The 18971-nt window shown below is 64.8% G+C and carries 18 protein-coding genes; 12 read left to right on the top strand and 6 right to left on the bottom strand.

What is annotated here, in order from left to right:
* Positions 1-28 precede the first annotated feature (28 nt).
* Entirely contained in the window at positions 29-955 is a 927-nt protein-coding gene (locus AC3WJR_RS02190) for a cytochrome c (protein ID WP_492721890.1), read from the bottom strand.
* A gap of 220 nt (positions 956-1175) precedes the next feature.
* Here AC3WJR_RS02190 and AC3WJR_RS02185 point away from each other — a divergent pair, with 220 nt between their 5' ends.
* The 4 genes from AC3WJR_RS02185 to dinB are packed head-to-tail and all read left to right on the top strand — an operon-like array spanning position 1176 to position 5327.
* Positions 1176-2303 (top strand): 8-amino-7-oxononanoate synthase, encoded by a 1128-nt coding sequence (locus tag AC3WJR_RS02185; RefSeq protein WP_492724118.1) that lies wholly within the window; start codon positions 1176-1178, stop codon positions 2301-2303.
* Positions 2300-2929, top strand: a complete 630-nt coding sequence (bioD, locus tag AC3WJR_RS02180; protein ID WP_492721888.1) for a dethiobiotin synthase — start codon at positions 2300-2302, stop codon at positions 2927-2929. Before AC3WJR_RS02185 ends, bioD begins: the two co-directional genes overlap by 4 nt.
* Positions 2926-4227, top strand: coding sequence for an adenosylmethionine--8-amino-7-oxononanoate transaminase (locus AC3WJR_RS02175; protein ID WP_492721886.1), 1302 nt, complete (start codon positions 2926-2928; stop codon positions 4225-4227). The genes bioD and AC3WJR_RS02175 overlap by 4 nt, the downstream gene beginning before the upstream one ends.
* A 14-nt stretch (positions 4228-4241) precedes the next feature.
* Positions 4242-5327, top strand: coding sequence for a DNA polymerase IV (gene dinB, locus AC3WJR_RS02170; protein ID WP_492721884.1), 1086 nt, complete (start codon positions 4242-4244; stop codon positions 5325-5327).
* 6 nt (positions 5328-5333) lie between these two features.
* On the opposite strand, the gene AC3WJR_RS02165 is transcribed toward dinB, so the two are convergent.
* A complete protein-coding gene (locus AC3WJR_RS02165) occupies positions 5334-6020 on the bottom strand; it encodes a hypothetical protein (protein WP_492721882.1) in 687 nt (228 codons plus the stop codon).
* Between the two features lie 169 nt (positions 6021-6189).
* On the opposite strand from AC3WJR_RS02165, the gene AC3WJR_RS02160 reads away from it, so the two are divergent.
* Positions 6190-6909 (top strand): PEPxxWA-CTERM sorting domain-containing protein, encoded by a 720-nt coding sequence (locus AC3WJR_RS02160; RefSeq protein ID WP_492721881.1) that lies wholly within the window; start codon positions 6190-6192, stop codon positions 6907-6909.
* 27 nt (positions 6910-6936) lie between these two features.
* Here the strand turns inward: AC3WJR_RS02160 and AC3WJR_RS02155 are convergent, their stop codons facing one another.
* The 3 genes from AC3WJR_RS02155 to AC3WJR_RS02145 all read right to left on the bottom strand — a co-directional run bounded on the left by AC3WJR_RS02155 (position 6937) and on the right by AC3WJR_RS02145 (position 11253).
* Entirely contained in the window at positions 6937-7470 is a 534-nt protein-coding gene (locus AC3WJR_RS02155) for a retropepsin-like aspartic protease family protein (RefSeq protein ID WP_354279582.1), read from the bottom strand.
* A 48-nt stretch (positions 7471-7518) separates the two neighbouring features.
* Positions 7519-8448, bottom strand: a complete 930-nt coding sequence (locus AC3WJR_RS02150; RefSeq protein ID WP_492721878.1) for a hypothetical protein — start codon at positions 8446-8448, stop codon at positions 7519-7521.
* A gap of 456 nt (positions 8449-8904) precedes the next feature.
* On the bottom strand, positions 8905-11253 hold the full coding sequence (locus tag AC3WJR_RS02145) for an FdhF/YdeP family oxidoreductase (protein WP_492721876.1): 2349 nt from the start codon (positions 11251-11253) through the stop codon (positions 8905-8907).
* A gap of 180 nt (positions 11254-11433) precedes the next feature.
* On the opposite strand from AC3WJR_RS02145, the gene fdhD reads away from it, so the two are divergent.
* Positions 11434-12279: a formate dehydrogenase accessory sulfurtransferase FdhD gene (gene fdhD, locus AC3WJR_RS02140; RefSeq protein WP_492721874.1), complete on the top strand. Its 846-nt coding sequence runs from the start codon at positions 11434-11436 to the stop codon at positions 12277-12279.
* A complete protein-coding gene (gene mobA / locus AC3WJR_RS02135) occupies positions 12276-12812 on the top strand; it encodes a molybdenum cofactor guanylyltransferase (protein ID WP_492721872.1) in 537 nt (178 codons plus the stop codon). Before fdhD ends, mobA begins: the two co-directional genes overlap by 4 nt.
* Before the next feature lie 11 nt (positions 12813-12823).
* On the opposite strand, the gene AC3WJR_RS02130 is transcribed toward mobA, so the two are convergent.
* Positions 12824-14047 (bottom strand): molybdopterin molybdotransferase MoeA, encoded by a 1224-nt coding sequence (locus AC3WJR_RS02130; RefSeq protein WP_492721870.1) that lies wholly within the window; start codon positions 14045-14047, stop codon positions 12824-12826.
* Positions 14048-14501: 454 nt separating this feature from the next.
* Between AC3WJR_RS02130 and AC3WJR_RS02125 the strand changes: the two genes are divergently transcribed.
* The 5 genes from AC3WJR_RS02125 to AC3WJR_RS02105 all read left to right on the top strand — a co-directional run bounded on the left by AC3WJR_RS02125 (position 14502) and on the right by AC3WJR_RS02105 (position 18935).
* A complete protein-coding gene (locus AC3WJR_RS02125; RefSeq protein WP_492721868.1) occupies positions 14502-15893 on the top strand; it encodes a sugar transferase in 1392 nt (463 codons plus the stop codon).
* Between the two features lie 157 nt (positions 15894-16050).
* On the top strand, positions 16051-16290 hold the full coding sequence (locus tag AC3WJR_RS02120; protein WP_354279570.1) for an XrtV sorting system accessory protein: 240 nt from the start codon (positions 16051-16053) through the stop codon (positions 16288-16290).
* 132 nt (positions 16291-16422) lie between these two features.
* Positions 16423-17313 carry an exosortase V gene (xrtV, locus tag AC3WJR_RS02115; RefSeq protein WP_492721866.1) on the top strand — a complete coding sequence of 297 codons (891 nt, stop codon included), beginning with the start codon at positions 16423-16425 and terminating at the stop codon, positions 17311-17313.
* Positions 17310-18026, top strand: coding sequence for an exosortase-associated protein EpsI, V-type (epsI, locus tag AC3WJR_RS02110; RefSeq protein WP_354279566.1), 717 nt, complete (start codon positions 17310-17312; stop codon positions 18024-18026). The genes xrtV and epsI overlap by 4 nt, the downstream gene beginning before the upstream one ends.
* A 51-nt stretch (positions 18027-18077) precedes the next feature.
* Positions 18078-18935 carry a peptidyl-prolyl cis-trans isomerase gene (locus AC3WJR_RS02105; protein WP_354279564.1) on the top strand — a complete coding sequence of 286 codons (858 nt, stop codon included), beginning with the start codon at positions 18078-18080 and terminating at the stop codon, positions 18933-18935.
* Positions 18936-18971 lie beyond the last annotated feature (36 nt).

Here is an 18971-nt window from a genome sequence, read left to right as displayed (position 1 = left end):
CGATGCCCAGCCGCGGTGCGCGTGCCCTTCACCTGCCCTCGCTTGAACGCATCCCTTCCCCAGCAGGACGGTCGCGCCCCGTGAAGTAGGTTGCAATCGCTGCGATGTCGGCGGGCGGCAGCTTGGCAAGGCTGCGTGATACCGCAGCCATCGGTCCCGCTGCCGTACCGTGATGGTGGCTTTTCCCGGTCGACAGATAGGCGACAAACTCCGCATGCGCCCACGGGGCTTGACGCGTACCGGTCTTACGCAGTGGCGGCGCGGCCCATCCGTCGATTGATCCGCCCGCATAGGCGTGCGCACGTTGCTCCGTACCAAGCATGCCGCGCGGCGTGTGGCACGCGCCGCAGTGACCGAGCCCCTGGGCAAGATAGGCCCCGCGATTCCATTCGGCACCCTGCTTGGCGTCGGGGACGAAGCGTTCGGGCCGGAAGAACAGCAGTTTCCACCCCGCCTGCAACGCCCGGATGTTGAGCGGGAACGGGATCGTCGTGCTCTCTTCCTTGGCGACGACCGGCGGGCGCGTCATGACATAGGCGTACAGCGCGGTCACATCGGCGTCGGTCAGCTTGCTGAAATGATCATAGGGAAACGCGGGGAACAGATGCGCGCCGTCCCGCCGGACACCGCGCCGCATCGCGCGCTCGAATGCCCGCTCCGACCATCCGCCGATGCCGGTCTTGGGATCGGGCGTGATGTTGGTCGAATAGATCGTCCCGAATTGCGTCTTGATCGCGTAACCGCCCGCATAGGGCTGCCCGCCGCGCGCGGTGTGACAGCTCGCGCAATAGCCGGCATTGGCAAGCACCGCTCCCTTGGCAACGAGCGCGGGCGCGAAGCGAGAGACAGGCGGTGGCGGGATCTTGGCGATCGAGGGACGCCACGCGAAGACACCGAATCCGACCGTTGCGAGGACGACGAACGCCACAAGGACAATTACGAAACGTCTCAGCATATTGGCGACGCATCCATCGATATCCCCTTCGCGTGTGGCGTACGCTGGACGATGCATCTACCTGCAACGGACCAACGTCCAGCGATAGATGCCCGTCCTTTCGCGTCGATACGGACAGATTGCGGACCGGGACGTACAAGGATTTGAACGATTGACGACAGTGCATTGGAATACCCAGATAAAGCATGACGCCACTGACGTCGGACCAGTCTCGCCCGACGTGCGATCGTTTTGGGGCGAGCATCGTCAGGACCTCCGCTCGATCGACCAACGGGCGCGTCTGCGGCGACTCCAGCCGCGAACGGGCGTGGATTTTTCGTCCAACGACTATCTCGCCCTGTCGAGGTCGCAGCGATTGCGCGACGCGGTCGGCGCGGCGCTCGCGCGGGGGGTTTCGATCGGATCGGGCGGATCGCGGCTGCTGCGCGGCAACGATCCCGAGCATGAAGCGCTGGAAGCCGAAGCAGCGACGTTCTTCGGGAGCGAGACCGCGCTGTTCTTTGCCAGCGGGTTTGCGGCCAATGCGGCGTTGCTGGCGACCCTCCCGCAGCGGGGAGACCTGGTCGTCCACGACGCGCTGGTGCACGCCAGTGCGCATGAGGGGATGCGGCTCGGCCGCGCCGAAACGCGCTCGGCCGCGCATAACGACGCCGACGCAATCGAGTCGGTCATCGCGCAGTGGCGATCGACCGGCGGCACGGGACGACCATGGATTGCGGTCGAGAGCCTGTACAGCATGGACGGGGACCGCGCGCCGCTCGGCGACCTGCTGGACGTGGCGACGCGGCACGACGGGATACTGCTGATCGACGAAGCGCATGCGACCGGCGTGTTCGGCACCGACGGGCGCGGGCTTGCAGGAATTCTGGAGGGACGCGAGAACGTCGTCACCTTGCGGACGTGCGGCAAGGCGCTCGGTAGCGAAGGCGCATTGCTGTGCGGCCCTGCGATCGCGCGCGATTTCCTCGTCAACCGCGCGCGTGGCTTCATCTTCTCCACCGCCCCCTCTCCGCTCATGGCGAGCGCGGTGCGCGAAGGCTTACGGATGCTGGCCGACGAACCGGAACGGCGCACGCGTCTGGCGGCGTTGATCACACATGCAGAGCGCGTGCTTGCGCCGTGCGGCGTCACGCCGACCGGATCGCAGATCCTGCCGCTGATGATCGGCGACGACGCCGCGACGATGCGCGTGGCGGCAGCGGTCCAGGCGGCCGGGTTCGACATTCGCGGGATACGCCCGCCGACCGTCCCGGCGGGAACCGCACGTCTGCGCATTTCGCTGACGCTCAACGTGGACGAGGCCGACATCGACCGCCTCGCCGAAACCTTGCGGGAGATCCTGCCGTGACTGCCCCGACCTTCATCGTCACCGGGACCGACACCGATGTCGGCAAGACCGTCTTCGCCGCCGCGCTCGCGGGCGCTTTACGGGCGCACTACTGGAAGCCGGTGCAGGCCGGGCTCGACCCGCGCAGCGACGCCGACAGTGTAGCGGCCTTGTCCGGGTTGCCCGCATCGCAGATTCTGCCCGAAGCGTATCGGCTCGCCACGCCGTGCTCGCCGCATCGCGCAGCGGCGATCGACGGGGTGACGATCACGCTCGACCGGCTTGCGCTACCCGACGTCGCAGGGCCGCTGGTGGTCGAGGGTGCGGGCGGCGTGCTGGTGCCGGTCACCCCCGACCTGCTGTTTGCGGATCTGTTCGCGTATTGGGGTCGTCCCGTCGTGCTGGTCGCGCGGACCGGGCTGGGAACGATCAACCACAGCCTGTTGTCGATCGAGGCGCTGCGCGCGCGTGGCGTGGCCATCCATGGGATCGCGTTCATCGGTGATTCCGAACCCGACAGCGAAGCGACGATCGCGCGGATCGGCAAGGTCACGCGGTTGGGGCGGCTTCCGCGGCTCGAAACCCTGGATGCGACCACACTCGCCGCCGCGTTCGCCGAGCAGTTCGATGTGGCGGCGTTCCGGTGAGCGGCTCCCCGATCTGGCACCCGTTCACGCAGCACGGGCTGGGCGAGCCGATCCCGCGCGTTACCCATGCCGAGGGCGCGATCCTCTACACCGAGGATGGACGGCGGATCGTCGATGCGATCTCGTCCTGGTGGGTGACGACGCACGGCCATTGCCACCCGCGCATCATGGCCGCGATCGCCGAGCAGGCGCAGCGGCTCGACCAGATCATCTTCGCGGGCTGGACGCATGAACCTGCAGAGACGCTCGCGCGCGGGCTCGTCGCGATGATGCCGCCTGCGCTCAGTCGCGTGTTCTTCTCGGATTCGGGCTCCACTAGCGTCGAAGTCGCCCTCAAGATGGCGCTCGGCTTCTGGGCCAATCGCGGGACCCCACGCGACCGGATCTTGGTGCTAGAACATAGCTATCACGGCGATACGATCGGCGCGATGTCCGTCGGCGCACGCGGCGTGTTCAATCAGGCGTATGGCGCGCTGCTGTTCGACGTGGGGACGATCCCCTTCCCCGACGCCGGGCACGAACAGGCGACGCTGGACGCGCTGGAAACGGCCTGCCGTCACCATCCCGCCGCGTTCATCGTCGAGCCACTCGTGCTCGGCGCGGGCGGAATGCTGTTCTATCCGGCATGGGTGCTGGCGGAGATGCGCGCGATCTGCGCGCGGTACGACGTGCTCTTCATCGCGGACGAGGTGATGACCGGATGGGGCCGCACCGGCACGCTGCTGGCCTGCGAACAGGCTGGCGTCGTGCCCGATATCCTGTGCCTGTCGAAGGGATTGACCGGCGGCGCGGTACCGCTCGCGGTGACGCTGGCGACCGAGCCGATCTACGACGCACATTTCTCGACCGATCGGTCGAAGATGTTCTTTCACTCGTCGAGCTATACCGCCAACCCGATCGCCTGCGCCGCAGCCAATGCCAATCTCGCGGTATGGCGCGAAGAGCCGGTGCTCGACCGCGTCGCCGGTCTGGCTACACGGCAGGCGGCGAATCTCGCGTCGCTCGCCGACCATCGCAATGTTCGCGGTGCGCGCACGCTGGGGACGATCACCGCCGTCGATCTGGTCGATCCGGCGGGGGGCGGATATCTGTCCAACCTCGGCCCTGCCTTGCTCAAGCGGTTTCGCGATGCGGACCTTCTGCTGCGGCCGCTCGGCAATACGGTGTATGTCATGCCGCCCTATTCGATCGAGCAGGCCGATCTCGACCGGGTCCATACGGCGATCGGCGAGGCGGCGGACGCATTGGGGTTACGCGCCGATTGCTGCGCTAAACTGTTCCCCTTCCGTTCGTTATGACCTATCAGGCGCGCATGGAGCCCCCGCCCCGCAAGATCATCCACGTCGACATGGATGCCTTCTTCGCCTCGGTCGAACAGCGTGACGATCCGTCGCTGCGCGGAAAGCCGATCGCGGTGGGCCATGCCGCCGCACGCGGTGTGGTCGCAGCGGCCAGCTATGAGGCGCGCGTGTTCGGCGTGCGATCCGCGCTGCCATCGGTCACCGCGTTGCGGCGCTGCCCCGATCTGGTGTTCGTGCCGCCGCGCTTCGACGTCTACAAACAGGTCTCGCGACAGATCCAGGCGATCTTCCGCGAGTACACCCCGCTCGTCCAGCCGCTGTCGCTCGACGAGGCGTATCTCGACGTCACCGCGAACCTGCAGGGCCTGCCGACCGCCTGGGCGACCGCCAAGGCGATCCGCGCACGGATCCTGGAGGAGACGGGGCTCACGGCGTCCGCAGGCATTTCGTACAACAAGTTCCTCGCCAAGCTCGCATCCGACCAGCGCAAGCCCAATGGCCAGTTCGCGGTCACGCCCGACATGGGGGCGGCGTGGGTCGAGACCTTGCCGGTCGCGCGCTTCCATGGCGTCGGGCCGGTGACGGCCAAGAAGATGCACGCGCTTGGCATCACGACGGGGGCGGACCTGCGCGCCAAGTCGATCGACTTCCTGCGCGCCCATTTCGGCAATGCCGCCGACTGGTATCACGCGATCGCGCGCGGCGAGGATCAGCGGCCGGTCGATCCGGACCGGATCCGCAAATCCTCCGGCTCGGAAACGACCTTCAACCGCGACCTGCTCGACCCGGTCGAAATCCAGTCGGGGGTGCAGGAGATGGCGGACGACGTGTGGGGCTGGTGCGAAAAGGCGCAGGCCTATGGGCGGACCGTGACGGTGAAGGTCAAATACACCGACTTCCAACAGATCACGCGGAGCCGCACCTACCCGTACGCGATCGACACCGCCGAGAAGCTCAGCGCCGCCAGTCGGGACCTCATTCGCTCGGTCCTGCCGCCGACCAAGGGGATCCGATTGGTCGGCGTGACGGTATCGACCTTCGACACGCTGTCGGACGGTCCCGCCGCGCTACCCTTGTTTGGCGACGACGGCAGCTGATCCCGCTCAGAACAGCCAGTTGCTCCACTGCGCGACCGGGACCCAGTCCTTGTCGTGACGCTGAAACGCGTAGGTCGTGCCCCAATGTTCGATGTTGACCGTGACGAAGCCCAGGTCGTCCGACCAGACCGGGTCCGATACGACGTATTTCAGGTAACATTTGCGCGAAAGCCGCACGAACGGCCACCACCGTGCATCGACTCGCGGCACATTGAAGCCGCCGGGCAAGTCGACCGTCCTCGTTTGCCCGGTGCGGGACTGCACCATGGCGGCGTTGTTCAACCGTTGCTGGTCCAGATAGGCGAGCGTCGGGGTGGTGTTGGTAGGGTCGGGGATATGCGCGGGCTTGTTGACGATCGTATCCTGATAGATTTGCCGCGTCGTCAGCGCAGCACTCGACCGCAGCGGCGCAACCGTGTGCCACGCGAGCGGACGCCGTGATGGCGCTGGGGCAACCGCCATTGTCGCGAAGATCGCGAGCGGCTTGCCGTTGGTGCGATTGTCGACGCAGATCGCGTTGCCGTCGTCGGTCAGGATCTTGAGCGTGGCCCGCACGAGTTTCTGCGAATCGTCATACGGCGGCTGAGGCGTTCCGGCGCATCCGCCGATGCCGAACGCGATTCCGACTGCGATCCCCGCTGAAATCATCGCACGATGCGCGGTGCCAATACGGTGTCGATGCTGCTCAATCACAATCGGGTCGCCGCATATCTAAAGCTCCATTTCGCTACAGACACGCTGCTTTCTCCTCCGAAATCAGCGCATTGGTTGTCGGCTTACGCGAAACGAAACGCGTCCCACAGGGGGAATCGCTGCGATCAAATTTGTCGCAATCGAATACGCAATTGCATATAGGGGAAATATGGCTGAGCAAGTATCCGATTTCAAACGCGGCGAAAACAAGGCCCGCGCGCTTACGGTCGGCGTGTTGAGCGCGACCTTCCTGATCGCAGCGATGGCGCCGCAGAACACGCGTGCGGTGTTTATCACCGACGGCGGTCTGCCCAAGGCGTTTACCGCGACGCTCGCCTCGAACGGCGCCGGAATGCGTAGCGGTATCGGCCCCGGTAGCCTCTCCACGCGGAATGCCAGCTATCTCTCGGGTCTCGCCGACCCGCGCGCGCCCGGCGCCGATCGCGGAACACGCCGGTCGCAGGTGCCACCCGCCGGGTTCGTACTCGGCGCACGCCCATTGCCGCCGGTAGCGCCAGGCGGCGGTGCACCGGGGGCCGTCGGCCCGGTCGCAGAAACCCCCGCGCCGCTACCGCCAGTCGACGTCGCAAGCGTGGGAACCGGTGGCACAGGACCCACCGCCGGAGGCCAACCGTTTGCTCCCGTCATTCAGCAGCCGGGGTCGGGATCGTCGGGCTTCGCGGGCACCACGCCCGGCGGCGGAACACCCGGCACGCCGGGTTCGGGCACGCCCGGGGCGGGAAATTCCGGAACCGGTACCGATACGCCAACGCCTGCGCCGGCCGTACCGGAGCCTTCGACCTGGGTAATGCTGCTCAGCGGGTTCCTGGTGGTGGGGTCTGCGTTGCGGATGGCCCGTCGGACGCGCCGCACGACGATCTTGGCCTAACCCGAACCGCGTTTGGGCCTGGCGGAATCAGTTCAGTTCGAGCTGGTTACCCGAAATCGTGACCGGCCCCAGTTGCGACAGCAAGTCCTGGCCCAGCAACGAAACCTTCAGTCCCCGTCGCACCACCGCCGCATCGACGTCCGCGACGGTGTGGCCTGCAATTGCGACCCGATCGAGCGTGACGCGATCGATCGCCGATGGGCCGGCTGCGGTTTCCATGACGGAATGGCGCGACGTCGCACCGCGCGGCGCACCGACCCGAGCCGCATCGGCCGGGGTCAGCACGATCATTGTAGCGCCGGTATCCAGCAGGAAGCGCACCTTCACTCCGTTGACCCGCCCGATCACGTAGAAAAGCCCGTCGGGTGCGCGGCTGTAGCGATGGTTCAGCGTAGTTGCCGGATCAACCAATGCGCGGGGCGGTGCCGCGGCCACGATGCGTGCCGTACGCGCGGACGGCTTCACTTTGTGGGGGGGCGGGTGCGCACTGAACGACAAACCGACAAACGCCAGCACACCGACCAGGCCGGGCATCGCCAATACTGCCTTGAGTGCCAACATGACACTGCCATGCCCGCATTAGCCTCAACAGCGCGTGACGATCTGTGGTTAGTCCTGCGTTAAGCTCTCTGCCAATGCGGCATCAGCCTTGCGCTCCAGCGCAATCAGGCGGCGGCGGCGGAGCCATTGTACGAGGGCTGCGATGCCAAACAGCAACCCGGCGACCGCAAACTCCGTGATCCAGACCAGATAGGGCCAGCGCATCGACATCGCCGACCGGAACAGCACATAGTGTTTGGGGGTCATGCGGTAGCCGGCATAGCGATACAGGCGAAACAGTTCGCCCGGCAGCGCATCTGCGACCAGAATGCCCTCGCGCGCGCTGGCGGCGGCGGTGTCGGCGGATCCGTCGGTAGGCGCGAGTTCGATAAAATAGCGAATGTACGACGGGTCGGCTGCGGGATCGATCATCGGCGCGAAGCGCACGTTACGCCGCACGAACCACAGATCCTCGTCGAATGCGGACGTGCGCGTATAAATGATATTGCCGCGCAGTTCGGTCAGGCCCTGCGCCGGGACGGCGGGCGACGTCGTGCTCGCCGTCAGGCTTTGCATCGGCCCTTTCGCAGAAGGGAGTAGCAGGAGCATGAACGCGACAATCAGCGCCGCGATGAAACATCCTGCCGCCGTGTACACCAACACGTTGAGAAACCGCGATGCGGAGCGAATTGCACGAAAGAAATCGGGTCTGGCCGACACTGTATCGGTCGCCGGAACCGCAGCAGATGCTGCACGAGGGGATTTGCGGCGACGCCCGGTAAACAGGAATGGCAGCGGTGCGAGCAACAGCACGAACAACAGGAACGTCAACAGCGGGTGATAGACGCCGAATTCATTGAACTGCCATTCCGCGAGCAGCGCGACGACTCCGCGGTACGTACCGGATTGCCAGGTGAAATAGGCAACGACCAAAATGATCCACAACGGCAGCAATACGCGCGATGGATGCCGACGCACCGATTTGAACCGTACGCCCATTCTAAACCCTACTCATTCACGCCAGACGCTCGACGATAGCGCCATACGGCCATTGCGAACCGTGTCAAAACGGGATTGTCGCAATCGGTCCGTGGCTTGACACGGAAATTCGCCGACACCGACGACCGATCTGCGTTCACCAAGAAATGCATATTGCTCCCCGGATCATTCCCCTCGGTGCAATGCCCTGTCCGCTCTGCCGACGAGCGCGATGGCTTTTATGTTATCGCCCATACTGCATATATAACATCATATTGGCTCGTGATGTTGCTGATGTCGAATTAATTTCGTTGAAAGTTCGCAGCGAGCTCAGAAAACAACATCGCAAGTTCAGGGCGTTACCTACCCGCGAATGGTCAGCCGCTTTCACCATGGATTTAGCGAAGATCACAACTCGGCAACCGTCTGGACCGCATCAGAGTGCCGACACTGCCGACACTCTGCTGCACATCCGGCTTATCCTATTGTTGCCGGGGCAGGATCATCCGCCGCGATACGGACCGGCACCGATTTGCTTGCCGGGGTCTTCGACATTTCGTCGTGATGGCTCATCGGGACCAGCACGTTGCATTCGGGATAATAGCCCGCGATCGTTCCGCGCGGGATCTTGTACGCGGTCAGCGTGAGCCCCCCTAGGTGGCGGTCATGGCCGTCATCGACGTCGGTGGTCAGCTTGATCTTCTGGCCGTTGACGAGCCCGGCTGCCGCAATGTCATCGGGGTTCATCAGCAAAACGTCGCGGGTCCCCTCGATCCCGCGAAAACGATCCGAATAGCCGTAAATAGTTGTGTTGAACTGATCGTTCGAACGCATCGTGATCAGCCGGAACCGGCCGGGTGCATCTTTGAACCCGATCGACGTCAGTTCACCCGGCGTGGTGAACTCCGCCTTGCCCGATTCCGTCTTCCACACCCGCTCATGCGCGCCATTGCCGCGGTAGAACCCGCCGGCCTGATACATCCGCTGGTTATAGTCCCGGAAATCGTCAGGATAGGTCGCCTCGATCAGATTGCGGACCAGACTATAATCGGCAGTCCAGGCGTCCCACTTGAGATGCTCGCTCGGCGCAAGGGTCGCCTTGGCGATACCGGTGACGATCGCCAGTTCGCTCATCACCTTGTCCGACACGGGCGTGCGATGCCCGATCGACGCGTTGATCATCGAGAAGCTGTCTTCGGTGGTGATGGTCTGTGGACCGCTCGCTTGATCATCCTCCTCGAAGCGTCCGATGCACGGGAGGATATAGGCGAGCTTGCCAGGGAACAGATGGCTGCGGTTGAGCTTGGTCGACACCATGACGGTCAGGTCCTGAGTCGCCCACGCCTGCTCCATCCGCTTCTGGTCGGGCACCGCACGCACCAGATTGCCGCCGAGCGAAATGAACGCGCGCACCTTGCCCTCGAACAGCGCTTCGCTCGCCTCGACGATGTTCATGCCGTTCTCGGACGGCGGATCGAAGTGAAACAGCGCCTTCAGCTTGTCGACCGGGATCAGCTCGATCTTCTCGGCGATCCCGACGGTGCGCTGCCCCTGGACGTTGCTGTGCCCGCGGACCGGGCAGCACCCTGCCCCCGGTCGCCCGATGTTCCCGCGCAGCAGCAGCAGGTTGACGAGCATCGCGACATTGGTCGCGCCGTGTGCGTGCTGGGTCAGACCCATGCCGTAGACGCCGATGACGTTCTTGGCAGCGATATAGACCCTGGCAGCATCGCGCAGTGCGGCTTCGGTCAGTCCGCTCTCCTGCTCGATCTCGGACCAGGCCACGGTGCGGCAGCGGTCGATGAACGTATCGAAGCCGGTGGTATGTTGCGCGATGAAGGCATGGTCGATGACGTGCGCGGTACCGGCCGACTTCGCCGCGTCATCCGCCTCCACCACGACCTTGCACATCCCCAGCATCGCCGCGATGTCGCCGCCCGCCTTCAACTGGTGATATTGGTCGGAGATCTTGGTCTCCTTGCCCGTCAGCATTGCAGCCGGACTTTGCGGATCGACGAAGGAGACAAGCCCCTGCTCGATGATCGGGTTGAACGTGACGATCTTGGCGCCACGATCCTTCGCGTCCTTGAGCGGGTGGAGGAAGCGTGGGCTGTTGGTCCCCGGGTTCTGGCCGAAGAAGAAGAACGCGTCGGTTTCCGCGAGGTCGTCCCACACGATCGTCCCCACGGGGGAGCCGATCACCTTCTTCAGCGCAACCGATGTGGTCTCGTGGCACATGTTGGAGCTTTGCGGCAGATTGTTGGTGCCATAGACCCGCGCCAGCAGCGCAAAGAGATAGGACGCCTCCAGCCCGGCATGCCCCGACGAATAGAATACCGCACTGTCCGGATCGAGCGGCTTGAGCGCACCCGCGATCCCCGCAAACGCCTCGTCCCAGGTGGTTTCGACATAGCGATCAGTTTCGGCGTCGTAGCGCAGCGGGTGCGTCAGCCGACCGGTCTTCTCCAGATCGTGATCGCGCCAGCTTCGCAATTCGGTGACGCTGTGCGCGGGCTTGGTCCAGAAGTCGGGGCCGCACCGTGCGCTGGTCGATTCCCACAAGGTCGCCTTCGCCCCGTTCTCGCAGAATTCGAACGCGGAGTAGTTCACCGGCTTGGGCCAGGCGCATGACGCGCACATCACGCCCTTCGGCTTGTTCATCTTGGCCATGCTGGCAAGCGCGGGCGGCGTCGCCCAGGTTTCGCCGAAAATGCTCGCGATACCGCGAAGCGAGCCCCACCCGCCCGCCGGTCCCGGCGAGTGCGGCAGATCCTTGGGAAGATCGGAAAGGTCCGAGGGTGTATGCGACATCTGCTTGTCCGACATGATATTTCCCATTGTTCAGCGCGCGTCCTGGTCGTGCGAGACCCAAAACGGGCAAGCGACAGGCATAGAACAGGAAAGCGAGCGGCAACCACCGAGGTTCCGTATCGTCAGGCGCTTTGCGGCTGGGCGGCGGAATCCCGCGATGCTTCCACCCTGGCGTGCCGTGCGTTAGATCGACCAATGCCAAACCCATTCGCTGATCCCACCGGCTTGCCGTCGCACGCAACGTCCCTCCGCCCTGTCCTCGAAACCGTATCGATCGAGGGCGGACGCGAAACTTCCGGTCGCGGGATCGCAGAGGAAGTAGCGGTTGCGATCGAACTCGATGGCGTGGGGTTTGCCGTGATGATGGCGACCCCGCACGATCTGGAAGATTTCGTCGTGGGGTTGTTGCTTGCCGAAGGCGAGATCGCGGGCACCGACGACCTGTCGAGCATCGACGTCGCCGCGCTCGACATCGGGATGATCGTCCGGGTCGACCGGCTGCGACCGGATCCGGTCGCGGTGATGGAGCGGATGCGCCCGCGCACGACCGACTCGGCGTGTGGCCTGTGTGGGCGCGATAGCCTCGACCGGGCGCTCATGCCCTTGCCGCAGGTCACCGCCTGGAGCCTCGCCGATGCGGGGGCGTTGTTCGCGGCGGCGGGTACCCTGCGCGACCACCAGCCGCTCAACCGGGCAACCGGCGCGGTCCATGCGGCTGCGCTGGCGGCACCCGACGGAACGATCCTGCTGGTGCGCGAGGATGTCGGCCGCCACAATGCCTTCGACAAACTGATCGGCGCGATGGCGCGCGGCGGTTTTGGGTGGGACGGCGGGTTCGCACTGCTCAGCTCGCGTTGTTCGTTCGAACTGGTCGACAAGGCCGTGCGCGCCGACTGCCCGTTGCTCGCGACGATCTCCGCGCCGACTTCGCTCGCGCTCGAGCGCGCGGCGGCGGCGGGGCTGACGCTGGCGACGTTGGTGCGATCAGACACGCTGACCTTGCAGCTCTGTCCGGCTTCGGCACCGGGGCTGGTCGCGTGACGTTGCTTGGCGCGGTTCTGGCAGGCGGCGAATCGCGTCGCTTCGGCAGCGACAAGCTGGCGGCACGGCTGGGCGAGCGTACGCTGCTCGACCATGCGATCGCCTGGCTCGCTGCGCGGACCGACGCGGTGGTGGTATGCGGACGCGACGCTGCGGGCACCATGGGGCTAACCGACCTGCCCGCCCCCGGGCTAGGGCCGCTGGGCGGTCTCGCAGCCGCGCTGAATCATGCGCGTCGGCATGGCCATGCGACGGTGCTGACGATCCCGGGCGATACCCCTGACCTTCCGGTGGATCTGGCGGAACGTCTAGCGGAGATCGGCGCGCCCGTCTTCGTGCGCGGCTGCCCCGTCATCGGGCTGTGGCCGTCGTCGTGCGCGGACATGCTGATCGAGCATCTGATGCAGGCGGAAGATCGATCGATGCGCGGATGGGCGCAGACCATCGACGCGCGCGCGCTGACGCTTGCGGATCCGATCCCGAACGTCAATTTCCCGGACGATCTCGCGGCGCTACGGCGTACCGGGCGGTAGCGCCACGGCGATCAGAACCGCAAGGTCGGCACCGGCGTACCCGCCGCAAGCGCCGCCCCCTCGGCCGGACGCATTACCAGCCGATCCGCCGAGGCGAGCATCAACTGCCCCGTTGTCATGCGACGATCAAGGATGCGGACTCCGTAGCCCTCCGTCGCCGCGCAAAGGAACGCCTCGCGCGCTCCCGTCGGCGGAACCGCGGCGAGCAACGGCAGTGGCTCCCACGACAGCGCCGCCCCGACGTCCTCCCCGCCCAGCTGCGCGAGCAGCGGTGCGAGCAGCAACCGTGCGACCGTCATCGCCGCGGTCGGGTTCCCCGGGAGCGCGAGCACCGGTATCCCGCCGATACGTCCGCACCAGGTCGGCCGCCCCGGTCGGATCGCCAATCCGTCGAACCCGAGGTCCAACCCCTGCCCGGCGAGCGCCGCCTTGGCCGCATCCCGTGCGCCGTGTGCGGCGCCGCCGACCAGCACGATGACATCGACACCGTCGCGCATTGCCGCGACCGCCCCGACCAATGCCGCCGAATCTTCCGCGATCCGTACCGTTTCGCATGGCTGCCCGCCCCAGGTCGCAGCGAACAGCAACAGTGCCTCACCAAGCATGTCGGGGACCGCCTTGCTGTCGTTCGCCGCCTGGCCCGCCGCTGCCAGACCGTCGCCGCGGATCAGCACCCCGACCCGCGGCTTGCGCCTGACCGTGACGGTGGCGACGTCCGCGGCCGCCGCCGCGACCAGCGCGCGCGGATCGATCCGACGACCCGCAGCGAGTGCGATCTCCCCGCTTCGCAGATCGGAACCTCGTGCCCGGACGTAGGACCGCTCGGTAACCGCTTCGTCGGACGATACCCATCCGTCCGCGACGATCGCGCGCTCGATCGGCAGAACGCGTACCGCTCCCTGCGGAAGTGGTGCCCCGGTGGCAACGCGAAGTGCTTCGTCTGCCTTGATCGCGGTGTCTGCGTCGTCGTGCGGCTCGACGATCTTCCAACGCGGCGGCGTGCTGCCTATGGTCTCGCTGCCCAGCGCGTAGCCGTCCATCGCGGCTGAATCACGACGGGGCAGGTCGATTCGGGCCCGAATCGGCGTCGCGAGCATGCGTCCACCGGCATTGGCCAACGAAAGTTCTTCGATCCCAAGCGGTTCGACCCAATCAGCGAGATATTTCAGGGCGTCCGCTAAGATCGGCAGAACACGGCGCGAAGCGGATCGCGCGGGATGAACAGAAACGCGCATTGCGATGCAATAGCCGTCAATCGCTCATCCGGCGAGCATTCCTGACCGGGCCTGAACCATCCGTTCGAACACGGTTCACCTGCTATTAACGGAATTTGGGCATGTTTATCGCATATTACGCAAACGGACTGGCCGCAGGTCAGCCGCACATGGTCAATGGGGATTTCGCACATGCAATATCGGTAAGGTTCGGTTACACTATGCACCGTATGGGGGCCTTGCGCCCTACATTGGGTGCGTGCGTAAACCGATCGTCCCTTTCGAGGAACTATGCCGGAATGACATCCCGGGAGGCCCGCAACAACGCTGTTGAAGTTCCCCAACCGACCTATTAATCCAAGCGTCCGCCTGCCCCCAGGGCAGTGCGTGGCGCTGAAGAAAGCTCGCGAAAACAAGCAGTTCGCGAGATTTTTGTTTGTTCCACGCCTTGCTTGCACCGGAGTCTGCGAGAGACATGCTGCAAAAAGCAGACGGCGAAACTGAGTTCCAACGCCTTCATGCCGGGGCGACACCGATTTCCAAACAGACGCGTCGGTTCCAGCTGTACGTGCTGCTGGGCGTGTTCGACTTCGTCGCGATCCTGCTCGCCTTCCTGGCGGCGGGATTGCTGCGTCCCGAACCAACGTTCGGGTCGAACGGCCTGCGGCTGGCAATGCTGGTCGCGCCGATCTACGCGCTCGTCGCGCTGAACGGCAATGCGTACGGCTATCAGGTCCTGCTCAACTGGAAGAAGGGAATGGCCAAGGCGGTCGGCGCGCTAATCTTCGCGATGGCTGCGGTGCTGTTCGTGGCATTCTTCTCGCGCGCCTCGCTGGAATTCTCGCGGATCGTGTTTGCGACCGGGGCAGCCCTTGCCATCGTGCTGGTTGGACTCGGACGCTACAGTTTCAACAGCGTCGTCCGGCGCACTTTGGGCGCGGTGTTGCGCACCGAACTGATCATCCTCGACAATTGCGATCTCCCTCCGCTGGGCGATGCCTGGGTCATCGACGCGGCCGCCTACGGTCTGCGTCCCAACCTGCGCGATCCCAACATGCTCGACCGGCTCGGTACGGCCGTGCGCGGCGCCGATTTCGTATTGGTGTGCTGCGCGATCGAGGACCGCGCCGCCTGGTCGCTGCTGCTCAAAGGCACCGACGTCCAGGGGTTCGTCCTTGCCCCCGAATTCGATGAAGCGGGTGCGAACCGGATCATGCGGTACGAGGGCCAGAGCGTGATGCAGGTCGCGTCGGGTCCGCTCGACGTTCGCAGCCGCGCGATCAAGCGCGCGATGGATCTGGCGGTCACGGTGCCCGCGATCATCGCGCTCTCGCCGCTGCTGTTGACGGTGGCGCTCGCGATCAAGCTCGACAGCAAGGGGCCGATCCTGTTCCACCAGCAGCGGCTCGGCCGGTCGAACCGGTTGTTCTCGGTGTTCAAGTTCCGCTCGATGCACGTCGAGGATTGCGACGCCGACGGAAACCGTTCGATCACCCGCAACGATCGCCGCGTGACGCGTGTCGGCGGGCTGATCCGCGCAGTCAGCATCGATGAACTTCCGCAGTTGTTCAACGTGCTCCGCGGCGAGATGAGCCTGGTGGGCCCACGTCCGCATGCGCTCGGCTCACTTGCCGGCGAACAGCGTTTCTGGGAAGTCGACCAGCGCTACTGGCATCGTCATGCGCTCAAGCCCGGGATCACCGGTCTGGCGCAGGTCCGCGGATTGCGTGGCGAAACGCGCGAGCGCGACGATCTCGTCAAGCGGTTACAGGCGGATCTTGAGTATCTTAATGACTGGTCGCTCGGACGCGACATCGCGATCATGCTCGCGACATTCCGGGTAATCGTGCACGACAAAGCGTATTGAGACATTGTTTCGTTTCCGGACCAACCATCCGGTGTACGAAAAAAACCCGATGTATTCATCGCGGTTATGAGGCTATTTACCGCATGCGCCGTAACTAGCCGAATTGGCAGACGTCCTCCCCGCGCCGGTGACGACGTGGGGATTGGGAGGGAAACACTTGGAAACGCTTTACGATTGGCTGACGTTGGCCATTTTTGCCGGGCTGATCATCCTGTTCCTGCAACGCTCGACCGCCGAAACGCCGAGCGACAAGATGATCCATTATGCCCCCCCCGCGATTGGGTGCGCGGTCGCGAATTACCTTGGAAACCACGAACAGCATGCGCTGGCGGTCATCGCGATTGTCGCGATCCTTGTGTATATCTGGTACGTTCTCAAACCCTTGCAACGCAGCTGACGGTCGTGCGGTGAGGCACTGGGATCCCCTCATGCCGTCACGCCGTGACGATTGCCAAAACCCCATTGTCCTTCTCGGAGTCATCGAGTCGGACCCGTGGCTCCTACCTTGCTCCCGCCGAGGCCCCGTGTGATGTTGACGACGATTACCCCTCCAAAAGTCACGCCACAGTCCCGTGTCTGGACCCCGGCGCTGCTGTTTCTGATCGCCGCGGTGCTGGTTTTCCTTATTCCGACGATGCTTGACGTCGCCCGGGAGAGCTGGAGCACCGAACAGGGCGCGCACGGTCCGCTGGTACTGGCTACCGGGATTTGGCTGGTGCTGCGGGAACGGCACCGGGTCGCGGCGGTGGCCGCTCCGGGCAACGCGCTGATCGCCGCGGTCCTCCTCGTACCGTTGCTCGCGCTATTCACCGTCGCGCGGATCACCTCGGTGATCGAGGTCGAATCGATCGTGATGTACCTGTGCCTGATCGTTGTCTTCTATGCGGTCTACGGCGGTGCGGCGGTGCGCGCGATCTGGTTTCCGCTGGTCTATCTGCTGTTCGTCTTCCCGCCGCCCGACACGTTGTTCGCTGCGCTGACGCAGCCGCTCAAGATCGCCATCTCGCAGTGGTCGGTCGATATCCTGTATCTGCTGGGCTATCCCGTGGCGGGATCCGGTGTGACGATCCAGATCGGGCAATATGAAATGCTGGTGGCGGCCGCTTGCGCTGGCTTGAACTCGCTGATCAGCCTGACTGCGCTGGGGTTGTTCTACACTTATCTGCGGCATAGCTCGAACTGGCGCTACATGCTGCTGCTCGTCGCGTGCATCGTGCCGATCGCGGTGCTGGCGAATCTCGTGCGCGTGCTGATGCTGCTGCTCATCACCTATCACTTCGGTGAAGCGGCCGGACAGGGCTTCTTCCACGAACTGGCGGGTATGACGATGTTCGTTACTGCCTTGCTCGGCATTTTCGTGATCGACTGGATCTTCACGCCGCTGCGCCAGCGCTGGGCACCCGAAGGACACATCGCATGAGCCAATTCATCGCCGACCAGCACCTGCCGCCCGTCGGGCCGTCCAGCCCTGCCCTGCCCCGTCGCCAGGTTCTGGCGGGAGCAGGGTTGCTCGCTGCGGCGGGTGCCGCGCTCGCCTTCAAGCCACGGACGGTCTTGCGCACGCTCGGCACCGCCAAGCTCGATGCGCTGGTTCCGCACGATTTCGCCGGCTGGCATTTCCAGGCGGCCAGCGGTCTGGTGCTGCCGCCCGCCGACCAACTTCGCGACCGGATTTACAGCGAATTGCTCACCCGGGTGTACCAGCACCCCGACGGCGGCATGATGATGCTGCTGATCGCCTATGCCGGCTCGCAGGACGGGACGATCCAGGTTCATCGCCCGGAAGTCTGCTATCCCGCGGGTGGGTTCCGCCTGACCGACATCGAGGATCGCGACGTCAAGCTCGCCCCCGGGGTTGAGGTGCCGACTCGTTTCATCGTCGCAGAGACCGAACTGCGCACCGAACAGATGATCTACTGGACGCGGCTTGGGCATCTGTTCCCCCGCAAATGGTCGGATCAGAAACTCGCGGTGATTGAGGAAAACCTGCGCGGACTCATTCCCGATGGCGTGCTGGTGCGGATCTCGACGATCAATGCCGGCGACGCTCGTGCGAGCCTCGACCATTTCGCCGCCGCCCTGTTCGGCGCGGTCGGCCCCCGGATGAAGTCCGTGCTAATCGGCCCGGCCTGACGCTCACTTCCAGTAAAACGACACTTTCAGACATTTAAAGGGGTACCAAAAATGATGCGCAACAAGACGATGCTGATCACGGGCGCAGGCGCGCTGCTCCTGCTCGTTGGGGGCTGCGAGAAGAAGGTCGGCGGCCAGGTCGTCGCCGTCGTCAATGGCGAGGAAGTCACGCAGCAGGAGGTCAACGCCGAACTGCAGGCCGCAAACATCCCGGCGACCGCCGACAAGAAGGCGGTCATGGCGCAGGTCGTCCAGCAGATCGTCGATCGCAAGCTGCTCGTGCAGAAAGCCAAGGCCGAGGGCCTCGACAAGTCGCCCAACTATCTCGAACAGCTGCGCCGCGGTGAGGATGCGTTGATCATCAACCTGCTGACCACCAAGGCAGCGAAGGGCGTCGCCTTGCCCGACACCGCAGCGGTCGACAAGTTCATCGCCGAGAATCCAACGCTGTTCAGCGAGCGCAAGCGCTACACGCTCGACCAGATCTCGTTCCCGCAGCCGACCGACCAGACGGTGTTGCGTCAGCTCGAGCCTGCGCATTCGCTCGAGGCGGTTGCGGCGACTTTGTCCGCAGCGGGAATCCAGTTCACGCGCGGCAAGGCCGATCTCGACAGCGCGATGCTGCCGCCCCCGGTCGCGGCGAAGATCGCAGCCCTCCCCGCTGGCGAGCCGTTCGTCACGCCGGACAAGGGCCGCATCGTCGCAAGCGTGATCACATCGACCACGCCATCGCCGACGCCGGAAGCCCAGGCGCGCCCTGCGGCACTTGAATTGCTGCGTCGCCAGTCGCTTGGCACCGCTATGCAGAAGCAGCTGGATGCCGCACGTGCGGCCGCCAAGATCACGTATCAGCCGGGCTTCACCCCGCCGAAGACTCCGGCCCCCGGCGCAACCGCAACCGCGCCCTGACCCGTTGCGATCGGGGCCTTCCGAACGAAGGTCCCG

It is taken from the genome of Sphingomonas sp. FW306-05-A (genome assembly GCF_058782275.1).
The sequence above is the reverse complement of the archived record's forward strand: the minus strand, read 5'-3'. Positions and strand labels throughout refer to the sequence as shown.

Excerpts from the sequence above, each read along its gene's own strand:
- AC3WJR_RS02190 (WP_492721890.1), bottom strand. The coding sequence starts at position 955 with ATGCTGAGACGTTTCGTAATTGTCCTTGTGGCGTTCGTCGTCCTCGCA.
- dinB (WP_492721884.1), top strand. The coding sequence starts at position 4,242 with ATGGAGCCCCCGCCCCGCAAGATCATCCACGTCGACATGGATGCCTTC.
- AC3WJR_RS02160 (WP_492721881.1), top strand. The coding sequence starts at position 6,190 with ATGGCTGAGCAAGTATCCGATTTCAAACGCGGCGAAAACAAGGCCCGC.
- AC3WJR_RS02155 (WP_354279582.1), bottom strand. The coding sequence starts at position 7,470 with ATGTTGGCACTCAAGGCAGTATTGGCGATGCCCGGCCTGGTCGGTGTG.
- AC3WJR_RS02150 (WP_492721878.1), bottom strand. The coding sequence starts at position 8,448 with ATGGGCGTACGGTTCAAATCGGTGCGTCGGCATCCATCGCGCGTATTG.
- AC3WJR_RS02145 (WP_492721876.1), bottom strand. The coding sequence starts at position 11,253 with ATGTCGGACAAGCAGATGTCGCATACACCCTCGGACCTTTCCGATCTT.
- fdhD (WP_492721874.1), top strand. The coding sequence starts at position 11,434 with ATGCCAAACCCATTCGCTGATCCCACCGGCTTGCCGTCGCACGCAACG.
- AC3WJR_RS02130 (WP_492721870.1), bottom strand. The coding sequence starts at position 14,047 with ATGCGCGTTTCTGTTCATCCCGCGCGATCCGCTTCGCGCCGTGTTCTG.
- AC3WJR_RS02125 (WP_492721868.1), top strand. The coding sequence starts at position 14,502 with ATGCTGCAAAAAGCAGACGGCGAAACTGAGTTCCAACGCCTTCATGCC.
- xrtV (WP_492721866.1), top strand. The coding sequence starts at position 16,423 with ATGTTGACGACGATTACCCCTCCAAAAGTCACGCCACAGTCCCGTGTC.
- epsI (WP_354279566.1), top strand. The coding sequence starts at position 17,310 with ATGAGCCAATTCATCGCCGACCAGCACCTGCCGCCCGTCGGGCCGTCC.
- AC3WJR_RS02105 (WP_354279564.1), top strand. The coding sequence starts at position 18,078 with ATGATGCGCAACAAGACGATGCTGATCACGGGCGCAGGCGCGCTGCTC.